Origin of the sequence: Rheinheimera mangrovi, from assembly GCF_003990335.1 — a bacterium.
In the GTDB taxonomy this organism is placed as follows: Bacteria; Pseudomonadota; Gammaproteobacteria; order Enterobacterales; family Alteromonadaceae; genus Pararheinheimera; species Pararheinheimera mangrovi.
The window spans coordinates 2,814,915-2,829,709 of record NZ_CP034683.1 but is presented as its reverse complement, the minus strand read 5'-3'; the positions used below and the strand labels follow the sequence as shown (position 1 = coordinate 2,829,709).

15 protein-coding genes are annotated in these 14,795 nt (G+C 46.3%); 12 read left to right on the top strand and 3 right to left on the bottom strand.

What is annotated here, in order from left to right; all coding sequences use genetic code 11:
* Positions 1 to 110: 110 nt before the first annotated feature.
* Entirely contained in the window at positions 111 to 3,224 is a 3,114-nt protein-coding gene (locus tag EK374_RS12635) for an efflux RND transporter permease subunit (protein ID WP_127024107.1), read from the bottom strand.
* 2 nt (positions 3,225 to 3,226) lie between these two features.
* Positions 3,227 to 4,282, bottom strand: a complete 1,056-nt coding sequence (locus EK374_RS12630; RefSeq protein WP_127024104.1) for an efflux RND transporter periplasmic adaptor subunit — start codon at positions 4,280 to 4,282, stop codon at positions 3,227 to 3,229.
* A 208-nt stretch (positions 4,283 to 4,490) separates the two neighbouring features.
* On the opposite strand from EK374_RS12630, the gene EK374_RS12625 reads away from it, so the two are divergent.
* The 6 genes from EK374_RS12625 (at position 4,491) to EK374_RS12600 (ending at position 10,570) form a co-directional block, all read left to right on the top strand.
* Positions 4,491 to 5,159 (top strand): DUF2982 domain-containing protein, encoded by a 669-nt coding sequence (locus tag EK374_RS12625; RefSeq protein WP_164731871.1) that lies wholly within the window; start codon positions 4,491 to 4,493, stop codon positions 5,157 to 5,159.
* Positions 5,160 to 5,223: 64 nt separating this feature from the next.
* On the top strand, positions 5,224 to 5,559 hold the full coding sequence (locus EK374_RS12620; protein WP_127024098.1) for a hypothetical protein: 336 nt from the start codon (positions 5,224 to 5,226) through the stop codon (positions 5,557 to 5,559).
* 97 nt (positions 5,560 to 5,656) lie between these two features.
* The gene (locus EK374_RS12615) at positions 5,657 to 7,333 is read left to right on the top strand and encodes a DUF342 domain-containing protein (protein WP_127024096.1); all 1,677 of its coding nucleotides are present in this window, start codon (positions 5,657 to 5,659) and stop codon (positions 7,331 to 7,333) included.
* Positions 7,334 to 7,483: 150 nt separating this feature from the next.
* Positions 7,484 to 9,160 (top strand): Lcl C-terminal domain-containing protein, encoded by a 1,677-nt coding sequence (locus tag EK374_RS12610; RefSeq protein WP_127024093.1) that lies wholly within the window; start codon positions 7,484 to 7,486, stop codon positions 9,158 to 9,160.
* A gap of 9 nt (positions 9,161 to 9,169) precedes the next feature.
* A complete protein-coding gene (locus EK374_RS12605; RefSeq protein WP_127024090.1) occupies positions 9,170 to 9,682 on the top strand; it encodes an Lcl C-terminal domain-containing protein in 513 nt (170 codons plus the stop codon).
* Positions 9,683 to 9,796: 114 nt separating this feature from the next.
* Positions 9,797 to 10,570, top strand: coding sequence for a DUF2884 family protein (locus EK374_RS12600; protein WP_233280244.1), 774 nt, complete (start codon positions 9,797 to 9,799; stop codon positions 10,568 to 10,570).
* A 6-nt stretch (positions 10,571 to 10,576) separates the two neighbouring features.
* Here EK374_RS12600 and EK374_RS12595 read toward each other — a convergent pair whose 3' ends face one another.
* Positions 10,577 to 10,780 carry a hypothetical protein gene (locus tag EK374_RS12595; RefSeq protein ID WP_127024087.1) on the bottom strand — a complete coding sequence of 68 codons (204 nt, stop codon included), beginning with the start codon at positions 10,778 to 10,780 and terminating at the stop codon, positions 10,577 to 10,579.
* A gap of 96 nt (positions 10,781 to 10,876) precedes the next feature.
* Here EK374_RS12595 and EK374_RS12590 point away from each other — a divergent pair, with 96 nt between their 5' ends.
* From EK374_RS12590 to EK374_RS12565, 6 genes are all read left to right on the top strand, one after another.
* The gene (locus EK374_RS12590; RefSeq protein WP_127024084.1) at positions 10,877 to 11,341 is read left to right on the top strand and encodes a MarR family winged helix-turn-helix transcriptional regulator; all 465 of its coding nucleotides are present in this window, start codon (positions 10,877 to 10,879) and stop codon (positions 11,339 to 11,341) included.
* 18 nt (positions 11,342 to 11,359) lie between these two features.
* A complete protein-coding gene (locus tag EK374_RS12585; RefSeq protein WP_127024082.1) occupies positions 11,360 to 11,464 on the top strand; it encodes an SMR family transporter in 105 nt (34 codons plus the stop codon).
* A gap of 31 nt (positions 11,465 to 11,495) precedes the next feature.
* Positions 11,496 to 11,735, top strand: coding sequence for a hypothetical protein (locus tag EK374_RS12580; protein WP_127024079.1), 240 nt, complete (start codon positions 11,496 to 11,498; stop codon positions 11,733 to 11,735).
* A 426-nt stretch (positions 11,736 to 12,161) separates the two neighbouring features.
* On the top strand, positions 12,162 to 12,614 hold the full coding sequence (locus EK374_RS12575) for a PA2169 family four-helix-bundle protein (protein WP_127024076.1): 453 nt from the start codon (positions 12,162 to 12,164) through the stop codon (positions 12,612 to 12,614).
* Positions 12,615 to 12,969: 355 nt separating this feature from the next.
* The gene (locus EK374_RS12570; protein WP_127024073.1) at positions 12,970 to 13,290 is read left to right on the top strand and encodes a DUF6172 family protein; all 321 of its coding nucleotides are present in this window, start codon (positions 12,970 to 12,972) and stop codon (positions 13,288 to 13,290) included.
* A gap of 189 nt (positions 13,291 to 13,479) precedes the next feature.
* Positions 13,480 to 14,760 (top strand): DEAD/DEAH box helicase, encoded by a 1,281-nt coding sequence (locus EK374_RS12565; protein WP_127024070.1) that lies wholly within the window; start codon positions 13,480 to 13,482, stop codon positions 14,758 to 14,760.
* Positions 14,761 to 14,795: the final 35 nt, after the last annotated feature.

The following is a 14,795-nucleotide window of genomic DNA, read 5'->3' as shown; positions in this document are numbered from 1 at the left end:
AACAAAGGGCGGTGGGAATAAACCCTGAAAAAAGTAAAGGAGAAGGTGTCAGGCTGGAAAAACAGTCTCTGCAGCAAGGTGAATCACCGCAGAGACTCAGAATGAAAACTTTAATGTGGTTCCTCAGACTTCTCCGGGTTGTCCTTATCCAGCTGTTCCAATTGCTTACTGATGGCCAGTGGTGAGCCTGTATTGCGGGCCAGTACCATATAAGCCACTGGTACTACGTAAATGGTCAGCAGGGTAGCTACACCCACACCAGCGAAGATCACCATACCAATCACCATACGGCTTTCAGAACCCGGGCCAGTGGTGACAATCAGCGGAATAGCGCTGAACACTGTAGTGAAAGCTGTCATGACGATAGGACGTAAACGTAAAGCTGATGCGCGTTTAATGGCTTCTTCAAACTCTACGCCTGCGTCACGCAGCTGGTTGGCAAATTCGACTATTAAAATACCGTTTTTCGCCACTAAGCCTATCAGCATCACCAGGCCTATCTGGCTGTAAATATTCAGCGTCATGCCCGATAAATACAGGCCCGCCAAAGCTCCGACTAAGCCCAGTGGCACAGTCAGCATAATGACAAAAGGATGGACAAAACTTTCGAACTGAGCGGCCAAAACCAAAAAGGTAATAAGCAAAGCCAGCGCAAAAATTAATGCGGTTGACTCTCCACTTTCCTTAAACAGCAGCGATTCCCCTTTGTAGTCTATGCCAACAGGCGCTTCGATATTTTCTCTGACCGTGCTCTCCAAAAACTCCAGTGCTTCACCTAAGCTGTAACCTGGTGCGAGATTGGCGGTAATAGTAATACTGCGCATCCGGTTGTAACGGTTTAAGCTGGAGGTGGTTGCTTCTTCTTTTAATGTAACCAGGTTGTCTAATGGCACCAGTCTGCCCGACTCTTTAGAACGAACATATACATTGCTGATACTGCCAGGTCTGGCGAAGTCTTTATCTTCACCTTCGAGTATCACGTCATATTCTTTGCCTCTGTCGAGGAAAGTCGTAACCCGACGTCCGCCCAGCATGGCTTCCAGCGCCTGACCCACAGCACCCACAGAGATACCTAAATCTGCTGCGCGGTCGCTGTTAATTTCCACCAGTACCTGAGGTACAGTTTCTTTATAGTCATGGTCCAGCATTTGCAGGCTTGGATTTTCCGCTGCTTTTGCCAGCACTATATCGCGCCACTGCACCAGTTCCTGATAGGTATTGCCCTGAATAACAAACTGCACAGGACGACCACCACCACGACCTCCACCTAAACCACTGCGCATAAAGGTGAATGCTTTTACATCTGGCAGTTCGTTCAGTTTGGTACTGACTTCCTGCATTAACTCAGAAGTGCGTCTTTTGCCATTGTTCCAGTTTTCAGTGCCAACAATAGCCACGCCTCCTGAATTGCCCCAACCAGGTACGCGGATCAGCAAGCGGTTAAACTCACCTTTTTCGTAGTAGGGCATCAGCAAATCTTCAATCAGTCGCATATTACGGCTGTTATTGCCATAGCTTGCGCCTTCAGCGCCACTCATGTTGACAAAAAATGTGCCCCTGTCTTCTTGTGGCGCCAGCTCTGAAGGGATTAATTTCAGTAGCATGACTGTAGCGACAAAACTCAGCACTAACACAGCCAGCGTTGGCCAGCGATAGTTCATCACTGCATTGAGTTGATTGCGATACCCCGATTCCAGTTTGGCAAAGCCTTTGTGCATTGCAGCACTGAAACGGGACTCGCGTTTTTTGTGGGTCAGTAGTTTACTGGCCAGCATAGGAGAGAGGGTCAGCGCCGTAATACCGGAAAACACCACAGCGGCAGCTACAGCTAAAGCAAACTCAGTAAATAGTTTACCCAGCTCACCTTGCATAAACACCAGCGGTACAAAGACTGAAATCAGCACAAGGGTCGTAGCAACGACAGCAAAACCTACTTCACGGGCCCCACGGTACGAGGCTAAAAGCGGATGTTCACCTTCTTCAATTCGACGGTAGATGTTCTCCAAAACTACAATGGAGTCATCCACCACTAAACCTATGGCTAAAACCATGGCCAATAAGGTTAATAAGTTAATTGAGAAATCGAGCGCATAAAGCACGGTCACAGCGGCAACTAAAGCAACAGGCACAGTGACGGCCGGAATGAAGGTAGCGCGTAAATTCCCAAGGAACAGGAAAATCACCAGCACCACCATGCCCATGGCAATACCTAAAGTGTTGTACACCTCTTTGATGGATTCTGCGATAAACAAGGAAGAATCGTAGCCGGGTTCAATCGTCGTGCCTGCGGGTAAAATGGCCTTTACTTTCTCCATTTCTGCGCGGGCATTTTTCACTACATCCAGCGTATTGGCTTTGGATTGCTTGATAATGCCGATGCCTAACAGATTTTTACCGTCACCGCGGAATTCATTTTCTTCGTCTTCCGAGCTTAAAATAACCTGAGCCACTTCGCCCAAACGCACCAGATAATTATCGTCACCCCGTTTAATAGCTAAGCGGTTAAAGTCTTGCTGCGTTTTGTACGTACGAACGACCCGAACTGTAAAGTTACGATCTTCAGATTTAATATTACCGGCAGGCAGCTCGACGTTTTCTGCACGCAGCACAGTTTCAATATCCTGCACTGTGACCCCACGGGCGGCCATCGCATCTTTATCTAACCACAGACGCATGGCGTAACGACGTTCTCCACCAATTTGAATTCGGGCCACACCGTCAACGACGGAAAAACGCTCGACTATATAACGGTCGGCGTAATCGGATAATTCCAGGTTGGTCATGGTTTCACTGTTCAGCACAAACCAAGCGATGGTGTCATCGTCTCCGTCAGCCTTAAAAACTTCAGGCGGAAACGCTTGATCAGGCAGGTTATCCAGAATGCGCGACACCCGTTCCCGTACGTCGTTGGCTGCTGCGTCGATGTCGCGATTGACATTAAATTCGATAGTGACATTAGAGCGGCCATCCCGGCTGTTGGAATTAATGTTCTTAATGCCCTCAATGCCCGAGATGCGATCTTCTATTGGTTGAGTGATTTTGGTTTCGACTATTTCGGCTGAGGCGCCCGGATAATCGGTGCTGACTGTGACTATAGGAGCATCAATATCCGGGAATTCCCGCAGTGGCAGCATAGTGAAACAGACAATCCCAAAGATCAGTAAAATCAGATTCACTACAGTGGCGAAAACAGGCCTTTTGACCGAAACATCTGACAGCCACATGTTTATTGCTCCACTTTAGTGATCAATGAACCAGTGCGGATTTTGGTCGTACCTTCGATCACCACCTCGTCGCCTGCATTCAGACCGGACACTATTTCTACCAGGCCCGGTATACGTTGGCCCAGTTGAACTTCGGTTTGTGTCACGCTGTTGTCTTTATTCACTACAAACACATAATGTTTGCTTTGTAGCGGCACTATGGCCTTTTCTGAAATTTGCAACGCCTGTACTTCAGCCAGGGTGACACCGACATTCAATAACATACCTGGGCGTAATTCGAGTTGGCGATTTGGCACTAACGCATGGACTTTCACTGAACGGGTGACGGGGTCTAAGCGGGTATCAATGGCCTTAATCTGACCGGTAAATACTTTGCCTGGGTAGGCCACACTACTGGCATTCACCACCATGCCTGGCTTTAACTGCGCCAGATAATATTCAGCAACACTGAATTCCAGCCGGATAAGACTTAAATCGTCCAGCGTGGTTAACACTGTACCTGCGGTTAAATAAGCGCCTTCACTGACCTGGCGTAAACCCAAAACACCACTGAAGGGCGCACGGATCGTCATCTCGTTAAGTCGGGCTTTTACAGCATCCAACTGGGCTTGAGTGGTATTTACTCGGGTCTGCTGCTCGTCCAGTAAAGACTGCGCTGTTGCCTGAGTTTTGGCCAAATTCTTTACCCGTTCTAACTGGCGTTTTTGATCCAGCAAAGATGCAGATAATTCAGCAACACGGGCGCGTTCTTCCACATCATTTAATTGAGCAATTAATTGGCCTTTTTCAATGCGCTGACCTTCATTAATATGAAGAACGGTTAGGTAGTCGTTTGTGTTGGTGACAATTTGTACTGACTCGTTCGCAAGAGCTGTACCCAAGCTTACGACCTGACGCACTAACGCTGAATGGCTGACAATTTGTGTGCTAACTAAAGTCGCTGCGTTGGCAGCCTTTTGATCTTCTTCAGTAGATTGATTTTGAAGGAAAAGATAAACAACGAACAAGAACATGCCAATCAATAAAACCCATATCAGGCGCGAATTTTTTTGCGTCACGGTAACTCCACTCTGGTACTCTTCGAATAGTGGGCTTTATTGTAGGGAATATTAGTCACCGCAGTGCACGGGTTATCGCAATGACTCAGGTGTTGGTCGTATCGGAGGAGTGAATGTCGGAACAAAAATGTCAGTTTTGCCACAATATGCGATTTTACATCCTGTGGGTTGTGCTGATGGCTGTCTTTTATTTTTGGTATATGGATTAATGGAAAAACTTCAGTATAGAGCCGCCACTGCCAGAGGCGGTGTGAAAACCCTGTTATTCAGTGGTTTGGCTTTACTGTTATGGCTGTTATTACTGTTACTTATTCCTGATGTACTACACAGCTCAGCCTGGGCAGTGCTGTTTATATGTTGTTTGCTGGGCCTGATTGCTGGCTATGCTAAGCTCACAGAACCTTTTTATGTTATCGAGCTGGACCCGCAAGGTTTTACTTATATTCACCATAAAGGCCGTTGGTTTATCCCCTGGCAGGGATTTTCTTTTATCTCTGTGCCTGAACTGAATGGCAAAGAACTGGCTTATGTGGGCGTAAAGCTTCGTTGCTACGAGGAGTTTCTTGATCAACTTCAACCGCGGTTAGCTGTGAACTTGATGATGGAGCAACGTCATCTGCTCATAGCAGCCCTTGGCAGCAACTGCCCAACCGGAACTTGTCCTTCGGATCTGATGATTGAGGTTGGGGAATACAGAGCTGCAACGCGCAGTTATAAAGGGGCTATTGCAATGTTTGCCCGACGCATGCAATTATTGCGGCAATTAACCGGCTTTGATCTGTTTATTCCGATAAGTGCTATAGGCTCAGAACCTGCTGATTTTTGCCGCAAAGTGAATCAAATCCGGTTACAATGTTTAGACAATACAGTCACCTAGACACTTGATGTGCGTCTGTATCATAATGACGCGATAAAACAAAATTAAAAACGGTATTTCAGTTATGAATAATTATGAGAAAGCTTTTTTAGTCAGTGGGCGTAACACCTTGATTCACAAACAGAAAAAAGTGGATCTAGTCATTGTGAATGACGCTGGTGACCCGGTGATTGTTGCAACTCGTCATGGTGTCAAAATATTCACTGAAGAAGTCCCGTCCAGCAAAGCTGATGCAAAAGCCCGTTATTTAGAGTTAGTAGATATTGCCAGTTCTGACGTTTTCAGTGAAAACAAAACGCTGTTATTCGTGCAGGCTCTGAATAACAAAGAATATAAAGTTGATTACAGCAAAGTCGGAACAGAATTATTTATCCGTATCCACCAAGAGAACTATATTTAATAAGTTATTAGGTACAAATCCAGCGCTTGGGTAAAAGAGTTTTTTTGCCTGATGAATTTGTTGTAGTGGCGGCTAGCCATAAAAGTGGTAATTGCTTGTGACAGTAAATGTTTTAGCGTGTCAGTTTAGCCTCAAAGACGACTTAGTCTTTATTCACATGCCTGTCACTCAGACTAATCTGACAGCAGATTTATTAAAAGAACAACTGCACCAAGCAGGTTATGGCCGCTGTCTGCTGTTACAGGAGCAGGTCAAAAATCTGTTGCTGGAATACCAGCAAGTCCAACAAAAAATCAAACAACAGTTGCAGACCGAAGGCTATGTATTGAATTACAAGGTAGCTGAACGTATTCACGCTCAATTAAACGTTGAGATCAGCAGCGATGCGATGCTGGCTAACGCCGAAATTACCGCTGCTTATGGTGGTAATCCCGTTTCAGCCAATGACGTGGTAAAAGCCGGGCAGGAAGCTGGCATTGTGTTTGGTTTTCAGAAAGAACAAATCCTCCAGTTAGTGGCTCAAGCCAGTCGTGCAGAACCAGGCAGCAAAACCAAAGCGGAAATCGCTTTGGGCAAATTGCCAACTCCAGGCCGTGATTCTGTGTTTGAGTTGCTGATCCGTGATATGTCTAATCGCAGTAAACAGCCTATTGCACGTTCTGAAGGCAAGGTCGACTTACGTGATTTTGGCGCCATAGCTTCAGTGAAAACCGGTGAGGTGCTGATGCGTCGTCATCCGCCGACCAAAGGTAAGGAAGGCATGACGGTGTCAGGCACGCGTTTGTCTGCACTAGATGGTCAACAGTTGCCTTGGGGCGAAGCCGAAGGTTCTGCTGTCTCTGCGGATAATCCGGACCTGTTAGTTGCCAGCCGTGACGGCATGCCGCGTTTATTAGATGCTTGTGTTGCCGTTGATGAAGTCTTTGTCATTAACAAAGTCGATGCGGGTTCCGGACATATTATTTTTAAAGGTGCTGTTGTTATTAACGGCGATGTGGCTGAAGCCATGAAAGTCATTGCCGGTGGCAATGTGGTTGTAAAAGGCTTGTTTGAAGGCGAACTGATTGAGTCAGGTGGTGATATTACTATTGGTGGTGCCATTATTGGTCATCAGGTTGGTGAAGTAGGCGCTGATACTGAACTTAGCACACAAGTTCGGGCAAAAGGCCATGTGCAGTGCACTTTAGCTCAGTACGCCAGCATCAAATGCGAAGGCCGTCTTACGGTATCAAAACAGTTATTGCATTGTCAGGTGGAGGCCGATTCGGTGTTGGCTGGCACAGAAGAAAAAGCCAATGGCAAAATTGTCGGCGGCCGCTATTATCTGGGCAATGGCTTACGCTGCGGCAATCTTGGCGCTCCCTCAGGTAGTTTGCTGCAAATTGTACTGAATAAGCAGATGGACCCGCTGATAGAAAAACAAAATGTATTGCGCACTAGTCTGGTTGGTTTAAAAGCTGAGATGGAACTGGTTAAACAACATGTTGAGCAGCTCAGACAGATGGAAAAATCAGCGGCAGTGCAGGAACAAATGGCTGCTATGGTTGAAGAGTTTGAAGAACATCGTAGTATTGCTTCGGCTTTTATTGCTGATATAAAACAGTTGGAAGAGCAAAGACGGCAGTTGTTATTGTCTGTGTGCGTGGAAGTTACTCAGCAGCTTTTTGCCGGCGTAGAAACCAGTTTTGGCAACGAAGTTTTAAGAACTAAAAAAGAGTATAGCGCCTCTCGTATTCGATTGTCTGAGCAAGGTGTAGTGGTGGAGCCTCTTTAACACCCTTTGTGTTGCAAACCTCAACTGCTTTTTTCTGCAAAACTGGCCTGCCTTTTGCTTTGTTTCTTTTGAGTTACTTCTGACGTCAATTTTTTGTTGGGACCAGCGCTGACTTGCAGTGCTATCGCAGCATGTGGTGGAATAAATACAATGATCCGAACACAACAATGGCTTATTTTACTTTTACTCAGCTCGCTGTTGACGGGATGTGGTGGCGGTGGCGGAGGAGACTCTGATTCTGGTGGTCCGGCTTCCAGCGTCAATGCAGGGGTCGATCAGACGGTGAATGAAACAGATAGTTTTACTCTGACTGCTTTAGGTGATCCTGCGGGCGGCACTTTTGCATGGCGTCAGCTATCCGGTACAGCAGTTACCGGTATGCCAGCCAGCACTGCGGCTGTTGCTTTGAAGGCTCCTTCAGTTAAAGCCGAGGCCGTTTTGGTGTTTCAGGTGGCTTACACTACACCTGCAGGGCGAAACTTAACTGATGAAGTTCAGGTTCGGATTATTGCCAAAAACCAGGCGCCGGTTGCAGTATTGCAGATCACCCAGCCATCAATATTACCTGTAGCTCAGGGGTTGACCGCTACTGTGAGTGCGGCATCCTCTTATGATTTGGATGCGGATGGCAGTATAGTTTCGTATTTGTGGACCCAGACATCAGGTCCTGCGGTGAGCTTAACAGGTGCCAACACGGCGACTGTCAGTTTTGTCGCTCCGCTGGTGGCCAGTCAAAGTGATGTTGAACTGGCGTTGGCTATTACGGATGATGAAGGTGCTACAGGGCAAAGTAGTATAAAAGTGCCAGTACGCGCCAGCACTCAACAAATTATTGCAGATGCCGGGACAGATCAGCAGGTGCGCGAATTTGCCGAAGTGCGCTTAGATGCCAGCGGCACCCGCACAGTCACAGGCAGTTACAGCTGTCGCTGGAGTCAATTAAAGGGACAGGCGTTGGTGTTGGTCAATCCAACCTCCTGTCAGGCTTCTTTTATTGCTCCGGATATTTCTGGGACCAGCCAGCTTGAATTGCAATTAACTGTAACAGACAGCAATAACCAAACTGCAACGGACACTATGCTGGTGACAGTCAGTAACGCAGTACTGGGTGATTTACCCGACACAGGTGTAGTGAATTGTTACGACATTTCTGGTGTGATCCCATGCGGTGACGAAACTTATCCGCGTCAGGACGGTGATGGTGGTCGCGACAGCGTAGTGCAGTATTTACGCAAAATTGGCAAAGGTGAAAAGGCATTTGATTTCACTAAGCTGGATCAGTTCGGCGATGAGCTGGCTGACACGGCAAATGATTTTTCCTGTGTTCGGGATAATGTCACGGGGTTGATTTGGGAATTAAAAGAGCCGGTGATTGCAGTACCTCCAGCCAGTACCTTAAGAGCTGCAAATAACAGATACAGTTTTGTTAATGCAGATACAGGTAATGGTGGAAAAAGTGGTGAGGCCGCTGACGCATTAACTTCTTGCCCGAGCACTGTGGATTGTGGTTTAGGAACTTATGTCACAGAAGTTAATGAAACCGTATATTGCGGTGGGGCGAATTGGCGTTTACCCACTTTGGAAGAGCTGATGTCGATCGCCGATTTTGGCCGAGTTGGCCAGAACCATTTGTTAGACCCGGTATTTTTCCGTTTTGAACCCGATCATTCGGTGCAGAACAATATGTTCTACTGGACGACACAAAGCAGTGCTGAAGGTGGTGGTGGCATTTCTGCCTGGGTGTTTGACATCCGTAATGGCAACGACAATACCTTACCTAAGCAGCAGAATCAGTTAGGTTATGTGCGTCTGGTGCGCTCGCCATAGGGGAATTTTATGTCAAAGTATTTTATGTTAATACTGATGGTTGTATTGCCAGTACAGGCAGCACAGGTGTGTTACAGCGATATTACCACCACTAAACCTATCAGCAGTTTCCAGTTGAACACCGATGGCACAGTGTTGGATACCACAACGAAGTTAATGTGGTCGCGTTGTCTGGTCGGACAAAGCTGGGACAGCTCCAGCAGAACCTGCACTGGTACTGCACAGCAGCTGGACTGGTCTGAAGCGTTAACCGAAGCTAAACGTAGTGTGTTAGCCGGATACAGCACCTGGCGCTTACCTAATGCCAAAGAAGTGTTAACCCTGGTCGAACGTAGTTGTGTTGACCCAGCTATTAATCTGACAGCCTTTCCTGCAAGTAACAGTGAAAATATGTGGACTGGCACTACGGTGGTGGATCAGCCGGAACGGGGCTGGGCTATTGCCATGTACAGTGGAAAAAACAACTCCAAGGAAAAAATAGTGCGGTTGTACGTGCGTTTAGTAAGATTTAGCGACGAGTAAAATAGCTAGTGCTGTGGTCTTTTCGATGAAAGACCACAGCAATGCGTTACTTCCTGATGATCTGATGATGTTTTTCACCTAAGCTAGCTTCAACTGCCTTGAGCATTGTCCCACATGAGAGTTGATACCTTGCGTTTTATTCTGATCCTGTTATTGATGTTGTGCAGCTGGCCGGGCTATTCGACCGAATGCAACATGGCGTTTAAGCATGGTATTTTAATTTCGCCACAACAAATTCGAATTCAAAACACCAACCGTACTGTATTTCAGATTAACAATGATCAGGATTTATTTATCCGTGGTGAATGGATCACGCTAAACCCTGCGGAGCAAGAGCTGGTGCGGCAGTATGCGCAAGGTTTACGTAAATTTGTGCCTGAGCTGGTCAGCATTGCAGTGGATAGTGTGGAGCTGGGATTAACAGCTATTGAAAATATGTTGGTGGGGATTGGCAATAGTTCACAGCAGCAGGAGTGGCAGGCGCTGATCCGCGAAACAACTTATCAGCTGACTTCACGTTTTGTCCGAAGCGGGGAGCATTTTTATCTGGCACCTCAAAGCCTGCATGAACTGGATGCCTTTTTGCATGGCGAGCTAAAAAGCCAGCTAAAAGACTTAGCCAAATACACTGTAGGTGCAGTCTGGGATGCGTTACGTGATGCGTTGCGCCAAAGTGAAGATAACTTTGAACGTACTGAAAGTCAGAGCTGGCAACCTGCTGATGAATTATTAGCCAAAATCAACACGGGACTGGAATTAAAAGCCGACGAACTGGAACAAAAATCTGTTCTATTTTGTCAGCGTCTGACCGAGCTGGATCAAATCGAAACACAGTTGCAACAACGAGTGCCACAACTGCATGCATACGATGTAGTGACGATGAAATAACGCAGTTCAGTCGGCTGAACTGAGTAGGGCAAGTTTAGCTTTTAACTGTTGAGTGCGGCCTTTCTCTTTCTCCAGTAACTGTTTAAGCTGAGCTATTTTGGCGCCAGCTTCATCATCTTGTATAGCTTTAAGACGAATTTCTCCAGACTCTGTATCCTTCACTTGTCTTGCTCTGGCATCGCACGTTGGACAACGGTGTAATTCTGACATAGGTATGTACCTCAGGCTTTTTGAATGTAAAAGTAGTTGATATAATCAACTTAATTATTGTGTGTTTGGTGGATAAAGTCAACTATTTGGTGAGTTATGAAACAAAACCAGGATTTATTGGATCAGTTACAACAACTGACTGCTGAGCTGAGAAGCCAATTTTTTCAGCAATTAGGGCCTGGATTACCAGGGCTGACGGCAATGCATGGCCGTTTATTGTTAATGATTGCCAGAACAGCTGGGACTAATGCACAGCAACTTTCAGAATTATTAAGGCGGGATAAGGCGCAAATTACCCGCCTGTTAAACGACTTACAGCAAGCCGCTTTTGTACTGCGTCAGCCTGATCCGGTTGATGGGCGACGACAATTGTTGCTTTTATCTGAGCAAGGCCAGCAACTGGCTGCACAGCTAACAATAAAAAAACGTCACATCGCCAGTAAAATGCTGACAGGCTTAACCAAAGACCAGCAACAGCAGTTGACCGGGTTATTAGCGCAGATGTATCAGAATTTAATTACGACTGAAATACAGACGGAAGACACTCAGCAAGCACACTGATAAGGGAGGGAAACGGCAATGAAACACTGGTTATTTTTAGCAACTGCCATAGTGGCTGAAACTATCGCAACCTCATCTCTTAAAGCCAGCGAAGGTTTCACCCTCAGATGTTGTTGTGTATAGATCACTACCAGAAAATTACGACGAAGTAGCTATGCTTTCAGCAACCAGTTCTGTTTCATTAACCTTTGGTGATCCGTCACAAACGGAAGAGGTTGTGAGTCTGCTGAAATCTGAAGCCGCTGCGCTTGGAGCAAATGGTGTTGTATTGACTTACTTAAATGATAATACAGTCATTGTTAACGTAAATACGCTACATGGCTTTCAGGCAAGCGCTAGTAAAGAGGGCCGGTTCCAAAAAGTAGCGCAGGCTTATGCCTTATTTGTCGAGTAAATATTGAAGACCTGTGGCAGGCTGGTTGTTAAAACCTCCTGCCTTCGCTATTAAATTGGTAGCGCGGTTTAGTGTGCTGAAAATATGTAGATAGTTCATTCCCATTCTTAGCCATATTTCTGCAATTCCCTCACCTGGCGTAAGCCATACAAAAGTAAAAGTTACCTGTAGCTGTGTAAATTTATGCTAATCAGGCGATGGTGATTCAAATCAGACGACTGTTTTTAGTGCTGAACCGGTTAGGCTGAAATGCTAATTAATTCCATTTGTTCAGTGGCTTAAGTGTTTTTTTCTGCAATTTATCTCCTTGTTTGCCAGTCTGGCCTGCAACCTGCACCTGTTTAATTGTCCTGTTGCCCGGACGAGTTCACCCCGGTTGACCATCAGGTCACCGTTAACGTTTTGCTTATCAAGGAGAACCTTACTATGGCACAGTTAAATACCCCGCACGTACATCATGCCGCCGATATTATTCAGGTATTAAACAGCGGTATTGAATTTTACAGCGATGCGAAGCAACAAGTACGGGATCCACAACTGGTTCAGCTGTTTGACCGTATGCTCACAGCGCGTCGTATGGTGAAAGAGCGTTTACAGCCATTTGCCGTTGTGGAAGATGGTCAGCGCGAGGAGGGGCCGGATTTTTCTGTTGAAATCAGAAAGGTCTACACCAAAGTGATTAGCGCTCTGTCTTCAGACACACAACATGCCTATATCAGCCAGTTGGAAGAGGTTGAAGACAAAACGCTGGAAGAACTTCGCATAGCGCTGAAAGATAACCAGCCACCGCAGTATGAAGCTGCATTGCTGCAGTCTATGGCAACCATGCAGGAATGCCATGATGAAATGCGGGCGTTAAAACGCACCATCAGCCTATAAGCTCTATGCAGATAGCTGTCTTATGTTAGTCAGCTCAGTTGCCTGAGTCGTATCTTCGGCTGAGGCACCTTTTTTATTAGGAAACAGGGGGTAATCAGATATCCAGGCTATCGTATTAGCAGCCAAGCTCCAGGGTATAACTGTGTCGCATTCGAGCGGCAGGAAGTGTATAAAGGTGTGGTGAAAAATCATCTGGCGGTGTTTGAGTTTCGTGAAAACAAAGTGACAAAAATCAGTGAATACTGGAAGTAGGGCCCTTTGCCGTTAAATTTTGCTAGAAAATAGCAGTCTTGTGCTCATCCATGTAGAATGCGCGCTTGTAAGCTTGTACCAGTGTATATCCGCAGGAATTTTGATGAAAAAGACAATTGCTTTAACCCACCCAAAACTGCAACCTGCTCGTTTAGTGGATTCGATTAAGTATGATATTAAAAAGTACCTGAACAGAGAGCGTCGTAAAACTCTGCCTGCTGGTATGGATTACTGGACCTTTGATTGTCGCTTTGGTGCGTCAGTAGATGTCGCAGAAAAGATTTTTACCTCTGAAATCAACAAACATATTGATGCTGCTGTGGCTCAAGAGCTGGAGAGTTTTTATGTAGAAATTCTTGCCAGAGCTTGCAAACATAAGCCACGTGAACTTAGTTTTGACATCGACGAAGCTGACGAAGGCTAAGGGTCAGAATGCTTGTCGCAGCAGATGAGCATTTCACTTTTTAACCCAAAGCGACCTGATTCAGGCGCCTAAAATTACAGAAAAACTGCGTAAAATTCATTCGAACACAAAGAATTGTCTCTTCTACCGCTAAAATACTGTATATTCTGCCCTCATTTTTTACTGTAGCTATTCTACAGAGGAACTCTTATGCAATTTTCATCTTTAGATCTAGCCCCGGATTTACTCCGCGCCCTTGTAGAATGTGGCTACAGTGATATGACCCCGGTACAAGAACAGGCCATAGTGCCTGCACGTCGCGGTAAAGATTTGCAGGTTACAGCGCAAACAGGTACAGGTAAAACTGCTGCCTTTGCTATTCCTGTACTACAGCGCATGCTGGATAAACCAAAAGATACAGTAGCGCAGCGCCCACGCGCCTTGATCCTGACCCCAACCCGCGAATTAGCTGAGCAAATCGCAGAATCTATCTCTGCTTACGCGCAGTTTGTGCCTTTGAGTGTCACGGCACTTTATGGTGGCGTGAAAATGGGCGGTCAGGCCAATAAATTAAAAGCGGGTGTGGATATTTTGATCAGCACGCCGGGTCGTTTGATAGAGCATATGGCCCTTGGTAATGTGATCTTAAGTGATGTTGAATTTGTAGTGCTGGACGAAGCCGACCGTATGCTGGATATGGGCTTTGTCACAGACGTGACCAAGTTAATGCAAATGACGGCGACTACACGCCAAACTATGTTGTTCTCGGCTACAACTTCACCAGCCGTGAATGAACTGTCGCATAAAATTCTGAAAAATCACCAGCAAATCCGTGTGGCAAAAACCAATAGCACGGCTGACACCGTCAATCACGTGGTGTATCCGGTTGAGGAAAGTCGCAAAATCGAATTATTTGAACAGCTGCTGGCGGAAAAAAACTGGTTCCAGGTGTTGGTATTCACCAGTACCAAAGAGCAGGCTGACCGCTTATTAGCCGGCTTGCAAATGCGGAAAATTGAGGCTGCAGTCTGTCATGGTGATAAAAGCCAGGGCGCACGACGTCGCGCTATCGCTGATTTCAAATCTGCTAAGTTACGGGTATTGATTGCGACTGAAGTGGCTGCCCGTGGTCTGGATATCCAAGGCCTGGATTATGTCGTTAACTTTAACTTGCCGTATCTGCCGGAAGATTATGTGCACCGTATAGGTCGTACCGGCCGCGCTGGTGCTACAGGCAACGCGATTTCATTTGTCAGTCGTGAAGAAGAGCAAACCTTAGAACGCATTCAAAAGCTGATTGGCAGTACGGTCAAACGTATAGTCACGCCGGGCTTTGAAGTAAGCAATAGGGAATCGCTATTAAAAAGTATTTCACGCAAAGTGCTGTCAGGCCGTTCAAACAAGGCCAGTGCAACCCAGATCGATCTGGACAGTGCCAATAAAGTGAAGCCTAAAGCCAAGCCTAAAGCTAAACCTCGTACCGCTAAATAATCTTGTGTTTTCAAACCAGTCAAAGCCGCAGTGCT